Here is a 15,242-nt window from a genome sequence, read left to right on the forward strand (position 1 = left end):
CGCGGAACCTCCTTTCTTTTACTCGAGGAGGATTACCATTCCTCGTCAGCCAGAAGGGGAAACGACCGCTCCAGAGCGGCGGACCAGTGCCGAATCGGCGTCAGCCCGACCTCGCGCCAGGCGGCATGCCCCAACACCGTGTACCGGGGACGCAGTTCGCCGCCGGCGATCTGGTCGCTGCGCACCGGGCGGATTCGTCCGGGATCCGCACCGAGCAACCGGAAGATCATCCGGGCGAAGTCGTACCACGTGGTCTCGCCTGAGCTTGTCCCGTGGAACACGCCGGACGCACCGTGCCGAACGAGTGCCACGATCTGTTGTGCCAAATCCACGCTCCACGTCGGCTGGCCCCACTGATCGTCTACCACGTCCACCGTCTTGTGCGTCTGCTCCAACCGGACCATCTTGCGAAGGAAGTTCGTGCCGTGTCGACCGTACAGCCAAGCGGTTCTCACGATCGTCCCGTCGTCCGGCAGCAACTCGAGCACAGCTTGCTCGCCGGCCAGCTTTGTCCGGCCGTAGGCGTTGATCGGACCGGTGGCCGCGCTTTCGGCATAGGGCCGGCGGCTCGCGCCGTCGAAAACGTAATCGGTGGAGAGATGGACCAACCGAATCGATCGATCGCCGCATATCGTAGCCAGCTCTCTTGCCCCTCTTCCATTGATAAGATGGGCCTCCGCTTCACTGGTCTCCGCTTCATGAAATCTCGTCCATGCTGCGCAATTGACGATCGCCGTCGGTCGATACCTGGAGACAACGGCTCGGACCGAGAATCGGTCGGTGATGTCGAGATCCTGCCGAGTGGCAGCCAGCACTGGTTCGTTCAGCGCCTCCAAAACCCGCACCAAATCCCTCCCGAGCATTCCTCCCGCACCAGTAACCAACCACCGATTCATCATGTGAGCTTCCAGCCCGGCCGCCATATTTGTCAAGGCGAATGAGTCGGTGGACGGTTATTGAGTGGTCGTGGGCCGAACAGGGACCGGTTGCCCCGCCCCGGAAAGCTTCGGCACTCCAGGCCGACGTGCGATTTTCTGCGCCAAGATCACATGGGTAAGATCAGATATGGCGTTCATTCGTGGTGCCTGCGGCCAACACCGAAAACACCGTTCACGGGATGGACCCGGCGTGTCGGGCCGGGAACACCGGTCGTCAGACGGTCCCGGCCTGTGCGACGGTGAGCAGGTTGAGCACGACCGCACGGCGTACGGGATCGGGTAGCGCGAGTGCGGTGGGCACGAGGACCGGTGGAACGGGCGGGACGAGGGCGACAGCGGCGGGGACGTGGTGGAGGAGGTCTGCGGCGAGTACGGCCCAGCAGTCTCCGGCGGAAACGGGTCCGGTGAGGAGGTCTTGGGCTCGGGTGAGAGTGGGGCCCTTCCGGGGGGTGAACCCGGCCGCCCGGCAGGCGGCGGTGATCAGGTCGTCGGTACCGGGGCTGTCCGCGCGAGCGTATCGGGCCAGAGGGAGTTCAGCGAGGGTGGCGAGGTCTCCTGCGGAGCCGGCGCGTGCAGCGGGGACGGCCAGGAGCAACGGTTCGTCCCAGAGGTGGTGAACCTGCACGCCCGGGGTGGCCTGTGGTGCGGCCACGAAGGCGGCGTCGAGATCGTAGTCGGCGACGGCGGCGAGATGACCGGTTGTCGAGGCAGAGGTCGTCACCTGGAGCGTGATGCCGGGGTACGCGCTGCGGACGGCCGCGAGTGCGGCGTCGACGCGGGGGCCGAGTCCAATGCTGCTACCGATGCGCAGCAAGCCTGTGTTACCGGCGGCCAGGTCGGCCGCCGCGGCGGCGGCGCGGTCGAGGCCGCGTAGCGCGCGGCGTGCGTGGGCCAGGAAGGCCTGGCCGTCCGGGGTGAGCCGGACCCGGCGGTGGGACCGGTCGAACAACGTGAGTCCGAGTTCGCGTTCCAGCCGCGCGACCTGCTTGCTCACCGCGGCTTGAACGATGTGCAGGGTCTCGGCCGCCCGGCCGAAGTGTTCACACTCGGCGACGGCGACGAAGTAGCGCAACTGCCGAACCTCCACCACTACCGCCCTCCGCGCCTCGATCGATTCCTTCCGGTGATTGTTCCATGACCATGTTGGTCATTGATCGGCTCCGGTGAGACCGGCTGAAGTGAAGTCAGCGAGTAGACGTGATCAGCCAAGGCGGAAGGGCCGGTATGACAGAGACCGACGTGGCCGAACCAGTGCAGGCAGGGCGCTGGGCAGCGTATTCGGTGTGCCTGCTGGCGGGATTCGTGACGCTGCTGGACGTGAGCGTCATCAACGTCGCGGTCCCCTCCATGCAGGCCGGGCTGCACTTGTCGGCCGGGCAGGTGTTGTGGGCGGCGTTCGGCTACACACTGACCTTCGGGGTGGTGCTGGTGCCCGCCGGGGCCCTGGGCGATCAGCTCGGCAGACGGCGCACGCTGCTGGTGGGGCTGGCCTTCTTCGCGTTCGGCAGCCTGGCCTGTGGGCTGGCGGCCTCCGGGTGGTGGCTCGTGGCCGCCAGGCTGGTGCAGGGCCTTGCCGCAGGGGTGGTGACGCCGCAGGTGGTCGGGCTGATGCGGCAGCTGTTCGCACGGGGCCCGGAACTGGGCAAGGCAGGCGGGGCGTACAGCGGGATGATCGCCGCGACTACGGCCATCGGCCCGCTGGTCGGCGGTCTGCTGATCCAGGCCGGCGGCCCTGCCGACGGATGGCGATGGGTGTTCTTGGTGAACGTGCCCATCGCGGCGCTGTCACTCCCGTTGGGCCTGCGGTGGCTCCCCCGCGATCGGCAGCAGATACGAGGAGTGCGACTCGACCTGCTCGGGATAGCACTGCTCGGATCCGGTGTCGCCACATTGATCCTGCCGCTGATCGCGGCCGAGCAGCGACAGCCGTCGGTGCCCTGGCACCTGCTCGGGCTGTCGGCCCTGCTGCTGGCGTGTTTCATCGCCTGGCAGCAGCACTGCACGCGCTCCGGCCGACCACGGCTGGTCAACCTCGCGATGCTGCGCCAGCGCGACTACGCGATCAGCGCGTTCGTCGGCATGGGCTACTTCGTCGGCTTTGTCGGCATCCCGTTCATGGTATCGCTGTACTTCCAACTGGGGCTGGGTTACTCGGCACTGGCCGCAGGCGCCGTAGGGACCCCCACTGCGCTCGGCGCGGCGATCAGCGCCCCCCTGGCCGGCCGCGCGGTCCACCGGGTCGGACGCCGGTTGGTCGTCATCGGACTGGCCGCCGTCGCGCTGGGATCCGCCGGGCTGATCGCCCTGATCGGCCACCGCGCGGGCGGCCTTGTGTGGCTGCTCGTGGCCGGGCCGCTGCTGCTCGCCGGCGCGGGCAGCGGGCTGGTGATCGGACCGAACCTGACGCTGGCTCTGCAAACGGTGCCCCTGACCGAGGGAAGTGCCGCCGGCGCCGTCCTGCAAACAGGGCAGCGCATCGGATCGACGATCGGGATAGCCGTCATCGGAGCGCTGTACTTCGGCTCCCTGACCGCCCACCCCGGCGACCACCTCCGCGCCGCCACCGACGGGCTCCTCGGCTCCACCGTGGCGATCACGATCACACTGCTGATCACCGTCATCGCCCTGTTGGCCACGAGAGATCGGCGACCGTCCACGCAGCACGGCACCCCGGCCACCGACGGCGACGAGCCCGACTGACCCATGCACGGCACCCGTTCGGCGGAACCCCGTCCCCGGTGGCGCCGGCGGTGCTACCCGGGGATGAGCCAGTCCCGGCCGAGATCGGCGATGTCCGAGCAGCCCATGAGCGCCAGGGTGCGGTCGATTTCCTCGCGCAGGATGCTGAGCACGTGTTCGACCCCGGACTCGCCGCCCACGGCGAGTCCGTAGAGCGCCGGCCGACCGATCAGGCAGCCGTCCGCACCGAGGCACAGAGCCTTCACCACGTCGGTGCCTCTGCGGATCCCGCCGTCGATGAGCACCGTGGCCCGGTGGGCCAGCCGGTCGGCGATCCCCGGCAGCGCGTCCAGTGTGGCCGGGGCGCCGTCCAGCTGTCGGCCGCCGTGATTGGACACGATGATCCCGTCCGCACCGAGCGAGACAGCGCGTTCTGCGTCGTCTGCGTCCAGGATTCCCTTGACGTAACAGAGTCCCTGCCACTGCGCGCGGACCCTGGCGAAGTCGTCCCAGTCGAGTTCGCCGGCCATCATCCGTTCCCGGCGCACTTTCGCTGCGAGCGCGCCGGCCCTCACTCCGCTCATCCCGACCAGGTTGCCCGTGAACACCCGCTGGTGGCGCAGGACTTTGTACGCCCATCGGGGGTGCAGCGCGGCGTCCAACACGTGCCTGGGGGTGAGCACGGGCGGGATGCTCATGCCCTGCAGCCGTTCCGGTTCGCGGTTTCCGAACACCGGTGTGTCAACCGTGACCACCAGCGTGGGGCAATCCGATCGTCGGCCGCGCTCGAGCAGCCAGTCCATGAGTTCTCGATCGCGCCACGGATAGACCTGGAGCCAGTGTCCGACCGGGCTCGCCGCGGCGACCTCTTCGACAGAATAAGACGCTGCCGTGCTCAACACGATCCTGCTACCGGCTGCGGCCGCACCGCATGCGGTTGCCAACTCGCCGCGCCAGTGCACCAGTCCGTTGATCCCGGTCGGCGCAATCATCACCGGAATCGCCAGCTCGGTGTCTCCGAACCGGGCAGCCGTTTTCCGCCCGGCGGAACTGCGCAGCACTCGTTGACGCAGGGACCAGCGGGCGAACGCAGACCGGTTGGCCGCCAACGTGACGGAATCGTCCGCGCCGTTCTCCACGTACGCCCACACCAGGTCGGGCAGGACCCGGCGGGCGGCCGTTCGGTACCCGGCGATGCTGATCGGCCGGCCCTGCTTCGGCAGAGCGAATCTGATGGCACCCACTGACACCCCCGAGGAATCAACCGGCCAAAAGGGAATCACCCCACTCGTTCGCCGTCAGCGGGTGGGCAGTTCGGTCAGATCGGGTGCCGCCCGCCGCGTCGGGACCACCGCGTTGAGCAGAAACAGTTCGCAGTCGGCGGCGACTGTTCTCAGCGCCGCGTGGGCCGCGCGGATGCCCTCCACCTCGTGCTGATCGAACAGCAGTGCCAGCGTGGTCCCGCTGTGTGCGACCGACACTCCGTAACTGCCACAGGCATCCGCCACGTCCCTGGCAACCTCGAAGTTCCGCTTGTACACCCGCCGCTGGTTGACCTCGGCGCTGATCATCGCGGCCCGGCCGATCAACGCGAGATCACCCAGCCGGAATCCCCGGTCCACCAAGTCGAACGCCAAGGCCAACCGCTCGCTCTCGGCCTCGGTACAGGGCAGCCGCCGCATGGTCACGGTGTCCACCGCCCCACCCTCGTCCAGCACCAGCGCAGCCATCGGCGGCGGGTCGTCGTAGCACAACAGCACCTCGCCGCGGATGAAGTCGAACAGCGTGGGGACCGGACGGCACACCGCATCGGACGGCTCCAGCTCGCAGCACAGCCGCATGATGTCGTCGTCGGCGAGCGGCACGCCGAGCCACTGCGCCATCGCCCGGCACAGCGCCGTCAGGTCCGCGGAGCTGCTCGCGTGTCCGCGGCCCTCCGGGATCATCGAGCTGACCAGCACGTCCAGCCCGACATCGGCGGAACTGGCTCCGACCAGCCGGTCGAGCAACACATCGCACATCCGGCGGACCTTGACCTTCGACCGTGGCCACACCCGGACGCCGGGCAAGTAGGAGCCACGCACGACCACGTCGCTGTACCAGTCGACAGGAAAGGTCACCATCAGCTCGCGGCCGTCAACCGTGCCTTGAACGAGCTCGCCGCAGGTACCGACTGCTCGTCCGCGTCCGCTCTCAACAGGTTGCATCGACCTTCCACTTCTCGACGGCCGCCGACCGTTCACACGACGGGCAGTTCGGAGCCGGCCCGCAAGCCTCGGCAGTGCGTGCGGAACCGGGCCGCGTATCCGGACAGGCGGCCCTCGATCCGGCCGGGGACGTTGCGCCCGTCCGGCGCGACCGGGAGGCGCAACAGATGCGGTCGGGTGAGCTCGCCGGCGAGGAGGCCGGCCACCACGGAGCCGACGCCGCCGGCCAGTGGTGGGGACAACACCAGATAGCCGAGCGAGGCCGCCCAGGACTCGATGTTCCCGACCGGCGGGGTGGGCTGGGCGCCTGTGGAACTGTACGCGCGGTCATCCAACACGACGTGGATCAGCGGCAACCCGGTGAACTCGGCGGCCAGCAACAGCACGCCGGGATTCATCGCCAACGAGCCGTCCCCGTCGACGACGATCACCGGTCGGGACAGCCCGGCCGCGACGCCCACGGCGACACAGCCGGCCAGCCCCATGGAGCCGAGCATGTAGAAGTGCCCGGGCTTGTCCTGGATGTCGTTGGCGATACGGCAGGCATAGCCGGTGGTGAACACGATCGGCGTGTCCCCCGACGCGCCGATGATCTCGGCGATGGCTGCCGCCTTGTTCTGCGGCGAGTGCGTCATCGTGCGGATCGTCACGGGCGCCAGCCGAAAAGTCCAGGGGCGATGAGCAGGAACCGTGGTTCGTCCACCTCGGTGGCGAGCCAGTTGGCAGTGGCCTCGGTCAGGTCGGCGCCGTCGGCGAGCCAGCGGACGTCCGCGTTCAGACCGGCCAGGATCGTCGGAGTGAGCGTGCCCATGGCGCTGTTCTCCTCAGTGTTGTCCGGGGCCATGCCCCGGACGCTGATGACCGTGACCACGTCGAGCCGGCAGGGCATGATCAATGACGCGAAGGCGTTGACCGACTGGCCGAACCCGGAGTTCTGCATCAAGACCACCGGCTGCCGGCCGGCCAGTGCCGCGCCGGCCGCGACCCCGACCGCGGAGTCCTCCCGCGCGATGGTCCGCATCCCGCACGCGGCGTCGATCTCGCGGTACAGCTGGGCGAGCACGCCGCACGGGGTGCCCAGGAATGGACCGGACCGACCGGTCGTCAGGATCCGAGCGAGCCGACCGGCCACGTCCTCAGCAGGCTTGACCACCGCTGTACTCATCAACCACGCTCGCCGTCCGCCTGGATCGCACCGCTGATGAGCGCGCGTACCTCGTCCGGGGTGTTCACCTCGATCAGCCGACTCCGGTCGATCTGGTGGAACTCACCTTCGGAATACGCGCCCGAGCCATGGATGACCACGTCGGCGCCGGCGGGGATCAAGTCACGGTCGATCGCGTTGAGGCAGCCGACGGCGGACATCACCATGGCCCACTCGCGCAGCCGGCGGGGGTCCTCCGGCAGCCGGTGGAAGTCGGCGCCGCGCAACAGATCCCGGACGAAGGCATATCGGTTGACGCACTCCGGCAGGGAAACCACGATCCCGTTGCCACCATGGTCGGCCACCAGTTGCCGGACCGCTTTCGTCGTCGGCGGATTGCGCGTGTAGAAGGTCCGTTCCAGGCGCTCGCCGGTTGAATAGCAGTACTCGGGCAGCCGGGGATCGGCGTCCGCTGGCCTGGTCAGCAAGCCGTCACCGGTGGCCCGGTAGAGATCCCGGACCACGGTCTCGACGTCAATTCCGGTAACGGCGCTGACGAGATCCGGCGTCTCCAAATGCTGCACCAGCAAGTAGCGCTGCGGCACGTCGAACCGGACACCGTCCTCGGCCGCCATCTGCCGGCCCAGGTCGTGTCCGAGAAAACCGTAGGCGCTGGAGACGGCGTGGGTGTGCCACCGCTCACCGACAGGCGGGAAGTACTCATACTCGAACAGTGTCCGAATGAAGTCGGCCACCATGTAGTTCTTCGGGTTCAGCGTGTACCAGACTCGAAATCCACGCAGGACGGGATCGTCGGCGGCCAGATCGCCGACGGCGGCCGTCGTGATCTCCTTGACGTGTTCACGCTCGGGTCCGGAGTAGACGCCCATCGGGTTGGCCGCGCGCAGCGCCGGATCGGCATCGATGTCGGAGGCCCACAGTTTGGGCAGTGAACTGGACGGCACCACGGTGACCACGCGCAGCTTGCTCGGGTCCGACAGGCCGACCTGGTAGGCGCGTAGCACCGCGTTGCGCAGCGCCACCGCCTTGTTGGCCGCCGACGGGGTCACCAGCAGCACCGGCTCGCCGGTCAGTTCGGTATGCCGTACCGCGCGGGCCACGATCACTGAGGAGCCGAACGTCTTCGTGGTATGTGTGCCCGGGTTCTCGGTCAGGTCGAGGAAGTGAAGCCGACGTCCTCGGTATTCGCCAAGTTCGCCGGCGGAAATCCCGCTGACCGAAAAGAACTCGTCCAGCTCCGGGCCGAGTTTGGGAAGTTGCCAGCTCGGTTCGAACCAGGAATCGGTACTGGCCCAGGTGGTATCGATCCGCTCACTGGCCACGAGCAGATGCTGATAATAGAAGCTGAGAGAGTTGGGGACTCGGTGCAATACCCCCGTGGCTGCAGAGCCCTGCACGGACCGATGTTCTGAGTGAGTACACATTACGGGTCACCGCATTCTGATCCGGGTCCGCGATTAGTGTTCTTGTGCCTTCCGCCCGGGTGGTCCACATACCCGAGGCGTCGAGTCGTCGTGAACCTACTCGGTGCGCTGCCAGTAGACACCGTCGCGGTCGATCCTGATCAGCTCGTCGGCGATGCCGAACCGCGCACGGTATTCGTCCACCGCGTCTTTGCACGGCGGGCACATCAGGTAGTCGTCCACGATGACGTAGCCACCGACGGACACCTTCGGGTAGAGGTTGGTCAGGGTATCCCAGGTGGATTCATACAGGTCCCCGTCCATCCGCAGTACGGCGAGCGCGTCGATCGGCGCGGTGGGCAGCGTGTCCTTGAACCAGCCGGGGAGGAACCGGACCTGCTCGTCGAGCAGATCGTAGTTGCGGAAGTTGCGCCGGACCTCGTCCTCGGACACCGCGAGCACCGCATTACGCCGATGCAGCGCCATCTTCCGGTCGCCGGCATGGCCGTCCTCACCGACGTCAGGAATGCCCTGGAAGGAGTCAGCGACCCACACCGTCCGGTCGCGCACGTCGTGAGCGCGCAGAATTCCGCGCATGAAGATGCACGCTCCCCCACGCCACACCCCAGTTTCCACGAGGTCACCGGGGACATTGTTGCCAATAACGTCCTCGACACATTGCCGAATGTTTTCGAGGCGTTTGATTCCGATCATCGTGTGCGCGTTCGCCGGCCAGTCGCGTCCCTCGCTGCGGACCTCTTCCCGGTACGTCGAATCGCGATGGGAGAAGTTTTCCCGGTGCGCAGGATCCTCATACACCGTCCCGGCTAACACCTTGATCATGAGGTCCAGATACAGCGATGAGTCGCTGCCTGTTCCTTGGGTGGTTTCTTCGGGCTGAGATCGGAGTTTGTGTGCCACCCTGCTTACGATAGGTGCCACCTCCATTCGGGTCCAGGTATCGAGGCTCAGAAGTTTCCGCCTACTGCACTTACGCCGTGAGTCCGATGAATCCGTAGCTGACGACTCGATGCCATAATTCTCTGTGTAGCCGCCGTCTTCGAGTTCTTCCCGGACGCCCATCTTCTCGAGCGGGCGCTCCACGCCTTCAGCGAGGCGAGCAGGGCACGGATCCGTCGGCCCGGCTGGACTGCCCAGCCGGGGCCGGCCGCTGCGAGGCCGGCTCGGCAGCCCGATGACTCCTTCGACGTCATGGCGGGCGATCCACGGCCGTGCTGTGTGCGGGTCGTAGGGCAGCACCGCGGCGATCTGGGTGGCGGGCGTCAACTCGCCCGAGTCACGGGCAAAACGTCCGCCAGATCCTGAGCAGCGGGACCGAACGGCCGGTCAGGCAGCGGCCCGACGGGCAAAACACTTGACCGTGGCAACGCCGTAGCCCTGGTCATCAACCCAGATTCTCTGCTCGGACACCGGCGTCTCATCGGCCGCCTGGGCCAGGGCATCGCGGTAGTCCTGGAGCCGGGGCGCGTAGTAGTGAGCCAGCGCCCAGGCGACCTGCATCTCCGCGTCCCAAGGCCGCTCCTTCAGAAACCGAACCCACGTCCGGAACCCGGGCTCGTCGAAGTCGCTGAGATGCAGGAAGGAGACGTTGAGGATGGCTCCCCCTGGCTTGACCAGGCGCAACATGGTGTCGAACCCCGCCGGGAGCCGGGTGAGCCGGTGGAACGCGTGCCGCGAGACCACCAGATCCGCTTTTCCGAGCAGATCCTCCATGCCGGCCGGGGACTGCGCGTCCCCGTGACGGAACTCCAGCTCCTTGCCCTGCTCGGCGGCATAGTCCCGGGCAATTCGGACCATGTCCTCCGAGAGGTCGACGCCGACCAGGTTCAGCGATGGGAACCGGGAGGTGAGGATGATCTCCAGCTCCCCCGAACCACAACACAGGTCGACCACGGTCTGGCCATCGGCGATGCCGGCGCCGACCAGCAGGTCCACGAACTCGTTGTACCTTTCGAACGCCCGGGAGCCCATCCGGTGAAAGGCTTCGGCCTCTGATCCCGTAATCGGTTCAATCTTCATCTCGATCCCCCCTGGTGCTGCGTCAGTGAACTGATCTCAACGATGGGCGGGGTGAGCGGCCCCGATGCGCCGATGACGTGCGAATGCAGGCTGCGTCGCGGGGTTCGCGGTAGGGAGTTCTCTTCCACAAGGGCCGCCCGCCGAGGCCTCGCCGATGCGATGGTGTGGAAGGTTCGCAGCTTCGAGGACGGGAACTTCTTGCCCTCGTCGGCGAGCAAAATCTTCAAATGAGCCTACATGCCACTTCGGCGATCTGCGACCACTTGCGATCCTCCGTGCAACGGAAATACACACAGAATGGCGTCGATGGCGCGGATTCCGTGGGCGTGATGCCGGTCGGTTCCGGATCTTAGGGACCGTTGTGCGAGCGCGCTTTCGTGAACACCTCGAACAGCAACCGGGCGAAGGGCTCCGAATCGGTCAGGAAGCCGGTGTGGTCGCCGGGAAAGTCGACGAGTTCGGTGCCGAGTTGATCGGCGAGTGCGACCGCGGTGCGGTGGAAGAGCGAGCCCTGGGCCTTGGATCCGCCGGCGATGACGATTCGGTCGGCCATGGGTCGCAGCGCGTCGATGTCAGGCCGGTAGCGGGTAGTCGGGCGAAGGGTGAAACGGAAGAGCCGGTCGAGGATGGTCCACACGTCCCACGGGGCGGTGAACGCATTCGGTCCGGGCGGGTCCGGGGTCGGCCGGTGCAGGCGGATGTCGGCAAGGGCGAGGTACTTCTGCAACGCCGCGGGGCGGTTCTCACGGTACATGTCGCAGATCTCATCGATGGCGGCGCGCAGTTCCACGCGGTCGGTCAACAGCTCGAGCAACGGGGGCTCGTGGGCGACCAGCGTCCTGACCTGGTCAGGGTGCTGGGCAGCCAGCGCGAGCGCGGTCACACCGCCTCCGCTGCTGGCGAACAAGTACGCCGGCCCGGCGTCGAGCGCCGAAATGAGCCGGTGCACGTCGTCGGCCATCACCTCGGGGAGTGCGTCCTGGTTCGGGTCGTCCGCAGGGCTGCTGTGGACCCCACGGGGGTCGAAGGTCACGACCGTGAAGTGCTCGGCCAGCGGCCGCGAGATCGGCGCGAACCCTTTACAGCCCATGGGTAAACCGACCACGACGAGCAGGGGACCTGCTCCTTGGATCTCGTAGTGCAGGCGCGCGCCAGGCACTTCCAGGCCATAGACCACCGGTCCGTGGTTCGCCATGCTCAGTCGGTCCTTCCTGCTGTTGAGAAGTGTGCTGTCTCGGCGGGGTCACGGGGTCATGGAGAGCTCGCGGATCATCTCCTCCGGCACCGTGACGTCATCGAACCAGCGTCCGCCGAAGGGGCGGGGTATCGGCAGGATCTGGTCGCTGGAATAAGCGAGGATCTTGCGGTTGTAAGCGCGCATTTCGTCCCGCAGGGTTGCGGGAAGCCGGCCGTCCAGGGAGAGAGCGTGATCCATCTCCGCGAGGAGCCGTTTGGTCTGGTCAATCGTCTTCAGCACCGCATCGCAGAACACGCTGGACAAAACACCGTGCTCGCCCTTGATGCTCACCAGCCGCTCGATCGCCTCGTAGGAGACATCCTGAATTTCGCGTCGGCTCAGCCACTCGGTCTCGTAGTTCAGCCGACGGTACCAGAGCGGTTCGACCATGGCCTGCCGGTGTTGCTCCAGCGTACGGTGATGGATTCGGTAGCCGTGCTTTTCGGGCTCCTCGAAGAATCGGCAGCCAGGGTCCAGGAAGGGCACCATGGGACAGATGAGCGGAAGGACCGAAGATCCCGCGAATTTGCTGATCAGGCGCTCCGAGTAGGCAACCGTGTCGCGCACGGACTGCTTGTCCTGATACGGCATGCCGATGAAAAACCAAATCATGACGCCCTTGACCCCGGCGTCCAACGCGCGTGGAATCCATTCCTCCATCTCGGCCATCGTGTAAGTGCCGCGGCCGGCAGCCTTGCTGATCTTCGGGTCGTGCGACTCGGGGGAAAGCATGATGTACGAGTCCGTGGAAGTGCCCATTTTCTTCAGCGTGTCGTCGGGCGTCAGGTTGAACTGCTCGAAGAAGACACTCCGGTACCCGAGGTCGCGCACTGCGTCGAGGTATGCGTGCATCCTCGTCTTGCCTTCCGAGTAGCACTGGAGGGCGTAGATGGAGGTGTGTCTGGCCGCCTCCCCCATCGTCTTGAGCTCCTCGACGATCAGGTCGTGGTCCTTTTGTACGAGGGTTCTGTCCACCTCCATGATGTTGCGATAGGCGAAGCGGGAGCCGCCGCACCAGCCGCAGTCGTGGGCGCACCCGGTGTTCGGCAGCGTCATGATGAGCTTGCTGGAAAGCGGCGTCACAGGCGTGTTCTGGTAGTAGGACCAGTCATTCCTGACGTTGTTGTAGTCCGAGGTGGGTTTGTGGCTGAATCCTGTGGTCTCCACCCGGTCATTGCCCTTGTAGAGGAGGTTGGGTATCGAGCTGAAGTCTCGGCCGCCCCGCACCACAGCCTCCACCAGCTGGGTGATGGGGGCGAGCGTGTCGTATCCCTGAACAACGACGTCCACTTGCGGGTACCGGATGAGTTCCCGGGCGAAGTACGTGGCCGAGATGCCACCGAAGACGATCAGCGACTCGGGATGAATCCGCTTCACCGCCTTGGCCAGCTCGATCGCACCGTTGCACTGGGTCATCCAGTGCAGGTCGAAACCGAAGACCGGCGCTTCCAACCGCCCGATCAGTCGCTCCACATCGAGATTCGGGTGCGTCAACATCAGGGAGGCGATGTTGACGATCTGACAGTCGAAGTCGTGGTCGGCCAGCTGTTGCTTGATCGAGAACCAGCCGATGGGGTACATCTCGTATACGGAGGTGACGTTGACGCTGTCGCTGTCACTCAGGTAGGCGAACAGGATGTCGTCACGGTCCCGGAAGTCGTACACGCTGGGCGCATGCAGCAGGAACATGTCCGCGTTCAATTTCAATTGGACATCCAGACTATTAGTTGGCTGGGACGACAGTATTTACTTCCGCGACAGGCTCTCATGCACAAGCTCACTCAGGGTGCGCACGGACTTGAAGGTAGTGGCGGTGACGTCGATCAATGGCACGTGGACGCCGTAATCCTCCCCGAGATGCGCAACCAGAATGGCAGTGTTCAGGGAGTTGAGTATCCCGAGCTCGAGCAACGGGGTATCCGCGTCGAGCTCACCCTCAGGATCCCCGGCCAGGAAGCTCTCACGGATGAAGGTGAGCAGCTGGGACGAAATGTCTTCTCGGGTCTGGGTTGCCATTTCTCACCCTTGAACTTTCTGTGGGCCGTGGAGTGGTCTCTGCAGAGCCGCGAGGTCGAGCTTCCCGCGATCGTTGTGAGGCAGCCGGTCGACGAAGCGGATGTCACCGGGGATCATGTGGGGTGCGAGTCTGCCGGCCAGGTGTCGGCGCAACGCGACGTTCCCGAAGGCGCTTCCCCGGCTTCGGACCACGAACGCGGCCAGGACCCGGTCCAACCCGTCGCCCACCGCGATGACAGCGGCCTCGGCGACCCCCTGATGGGAGTACAGCGCCGCGACGACGTCTCCGAGTTCGATCCGGTGTCCGCGGATTTTCACCATGCCGTCGCGGCGCCCGAGGTAATCGAACGAACCATCTGGCCGAACCTTGACTCGGTCGCCGGTCGCGTACGGGCCCTCCTGCGGCTGCCGGCCCCAGTAACCAGCGAAGACCGTCGGCCCGCTGACGACCAGTTCGCCCTCCTCACCGGGTTCGGCTTCCGAACCGTCGGCGCGGATAGCCCAGACCCGGTCGCCGCTGCACGGCTTCCCGATCGGGACCGGCAGGTCGCGGGCAAGGTCCGCGGGGCGGACTTCGTGATAGGTGCACACGTTGGTCTCGGTAGGTCCGTACAGATTGAGCAGCCGGGCGTCGGACCAGGCGGCGAGGGCTCGAAGAGGGCCGATCGGAAACGGCTCGCCGGCGAACAGCAGCGCGCGGAGCGTCCCGGGCGCGGGCCGGTCGAGCAGACCGCCGTCACGCAGCATGAGGATCAGCGCGGAAGGCACGGAGTACCACACACTGATGCGCTCGCGGTGCAGGAACTCGACCAGCCCTTCCGGGACGTAGGCGAATTCGGGCTGTATCAGACACACCGCCGCCCCCACGGTGAAGGCGGCATAGAGGTCGAGGACGGACAGGTCGAACGAGAGCCCCGAATGGTTGGCAAAGCGGTCCTGCGGGCCGGGGGCGAGTTCTGCAACGGCCCAATCGATGAAGGCCAGGGCGCTGCGGTGGCTGATGCAGACGCCCTTCGGCGTCCCGGTCGAGCCCGAGGTGTAGAGGATGTAGGCGAGATCGTCTGGTTCGACGCACGTGCTCACCGGTGTACGCGGGAGAGCGTCGGGCACCGGCGCGGCGTCGAGGTCGACACACGCGAGGCAGTCGCGAAGCGGGCTTGGCACCCGCGCGGACAGGTCCTCCGGAGCGCACAGGGCGAGCGCCCCGGACTCGCGCGCGATCACCAGGAACCGCTCGGGGGGAGTGAGGGGATCGACCGGGATGTAGATCGCACCGAGCCGCAAGACCGCCTGCATGGCGGCGATCGCGTTGGCGGACTTCGGGGACCAGATCAGCACTCGGTCCCCCTTGCTGATTCCTTGGCCGGACAGCCTGCCGGCCAGGGCGTCGGCTCGTTCGTCGAGTTCCCCGTAACTCATCGAACCGGCGGGTCCGACGACGGCAGGAGCGTCCGGCGTGCGAGCTGCGGAGGCGGACAGCAGGTCGTGGAGGCCGCGCCTTTCACTCATGCTTCGGCTCCTGGGTGCAGTAGAAAAGGTGGGTTGGTCATGTGGAAC

At 66.4% G+C, this 15,242-nt stretch carries 14 protein-coding genes; 1 reads left to right on the forward strand and 13 read right to left on the reverse strand.

The window, feature by feature from the left end; all coding sequences use genetic code 11:
• Positions 1-32 precede the first annotated feature (32 nt).
• Together rfbD and Sri02f_RS33395 are read right to left on the reverse strand one after the other, a co-directional pair.
• Complete coding sequence (gene rfbD / locus Sri02f_RS33390; RefSeq protein WP_307721058.1) at positions 33-923, reverse strand: dTDP-4-dehydrorhamnose reductase; 891 nt, start codon at positions 921-923, stop codon at positions 33-35.
• 229 nt (positions 924-1,152) lie between these two features.
• Positions 1,153-2,028, reverse strand: a complete 876-nt coding sequence (locus Sri02f_RS33395; protein ID WP_218029909.1) for a LysR family transcriptional regulator — start codon at positions 2,026-2,028, stop codon at positions 1,153-1,155.
• A gap of 134 nt (positions 2,029-2,162) precedes the next feature.
• Here Sri02f_RS33395 and Sri02f_RS33400 point away from each other — a divergent pair, with 134 nt between their 5' ends.
• Complete coding sequence (locus Sri02f_RS33400) at positions 2,163-3,638, forward strand: MFS transporter (protein ID WP_109005058.1); 1,476 nt, start codon at positions 2,163-2,165, stop codon at positions 3,636-3,638.
• Between the two features lie 53 nt (positions 3,639-3,691).
• Here the strand turns inward: Sri02f_RS33400 and Sri02f_RS33405 are convergent, their stop codons facing one another.
• The 11 genes from Sri02f_RS33405 to Sri02f_RS33455 all read right to left on the reverse strand — a co-directional run bounded on the left by Sri02f_RS33405 (position 3,692) and on the right by Sri02f_RS33455 (position 15,194).
• On the reverse strand, positions 3,692-4,900 hold the full coding sequence (locus Sri02f_RS33405; RefSeq protein WP_307721059.1) for an alpha-hydroxy acid oxidase: 1,209 nt from the start codon (positions 4,898-4,900) through the stop codon (positions 3,692-3,694).
• Positions 4,901-4,915: 15 nt separating this feature from the next.
• Positions 4,916-5,824 (reverse strand): GHMP family kinase ATP-binding protein, encoded by a 909-nt coding sequence (locus Sri02f_RS33410; protein WP_109005060.1) that lies wholly within the window; start codon positions 5,822-5,824, stop codon positions 4,916-4,918.
• Positions 5,825-5,856: 32 nt separating this feature from the next.
• Positions 5,857-6,459, reverse strand: coding sequence for a thiamine pyrophosphate-dependent enzyme (locus tag Sri02f_RS33415; protein WP_159106817.1), 603 nt, complete (start codon positions 6,457-6,459; stop codon positions 5,857-5,859).
• Positions 6,460-6,470: 11 nt separating this feature from the next.
• On the reverse strand, positions 6,471-6,887 hold the full coding sequence (locus Sri02f_RS33420; RefSeq protein ID WP_159106818.1) for a hypothetical protein: 417 nt from the start codon (positions 6,885-6,887) through the stop codon (positions 6,471-6,473).
• Positions 6,888-6,988: 101 nt separating this feature from the next.
• Entirely contained in the window at positions 6,989-8,413 is a 1,425-nt protein-coding gene (locus Sri02f_RS33425; protein ID WP_281261913.1) for a DUF6002 family protein, read from the reverse strand.
• Positions 8,414-8,509: 96 nt separating this feature from the next.
• Positions 8,510-9,235 (reverse strand): demethyldecarbamoylnovobiocin O-methyltransferase, encoded by a 726-nt coding sequence (gene novP / locus Sri02f_RS33430; RefSeq protein WP_373865145.1) that lies wholly within the window; start codon positions 9,233-9,235, stop codon positions 8,510-8,512.
• Positions 9,236-9,739: 504 nt separating this feature from the next.
• Positions 9,740-10,432, reverse strand: a complete 693-nt coding sequence (locus Sri02f_RS33435; protein ID WP_109005064.1) for a class I SAM-dependent methyltransferase — start codon at positions 10,430-10,432, stop codon at positions 9,740-9,742.
• A 349-nt stretch (positions 10,433-10,781) separates the two neighbouring features.
• Positions 10,782-11,627 (reverse strand): alpha/beta fold hydrolase, encoded by an 846-nt coding sequence (locus Sri02f_RS33440; RefSeq protein WP_109005065.1) that lies wholly within the window; start codon positions 11,625-11,627, stop codon positions 10,782-10,784.
• A 48-nt stretch (positions 11,628-11,675) separates the two neighbouring features.
• Entirely contained in the window at positions 11,676-13,358 is a 1,683-nt protein-coding gene (locus Sri02f_RS33445) for a B12-binding domain-containing radical SAM protein (protein ID WP_109005066.1), read from the reverse strand.
• A 57-nt stretch (positions 13,359-13,415) separates the two neighbouring features.
• Positions 13,416-13,685, reverse strand: coding sequence for an acyl carrier protein (locus Sri02f_RS33450; protein ID WP_109005067.1), 270 nt, complete (start codon positions 13,683-13,685; stop codon positions 13,416-13,418).
• Positions 13,686-13,688: 3 nt separating this feature from the next.
• Complete coding sequence (locus tag Sri02f_RS33455) at positions 13,689-15,194, reverse strand: amino acid adenylation domain-containing protein (RefSeq protein ID WP_109005068.1); 1,506 nt, start codon at positions 15,192-15,194, stop codon at positions 13,689-13,691.
• Positions 15,195-15,242 lie beyond the last annotated feature (48 nt).

Source organism: Streptomyces rishiriensis, assembly GCF_003112535.1.
Classification (GTDB): domain Bacteria; phylum Actinomycetota; class Actinomycetes; order Streptomycetales; family Streptomycetaceae; genus Streptomyces; species Streptomyces rishiriensis.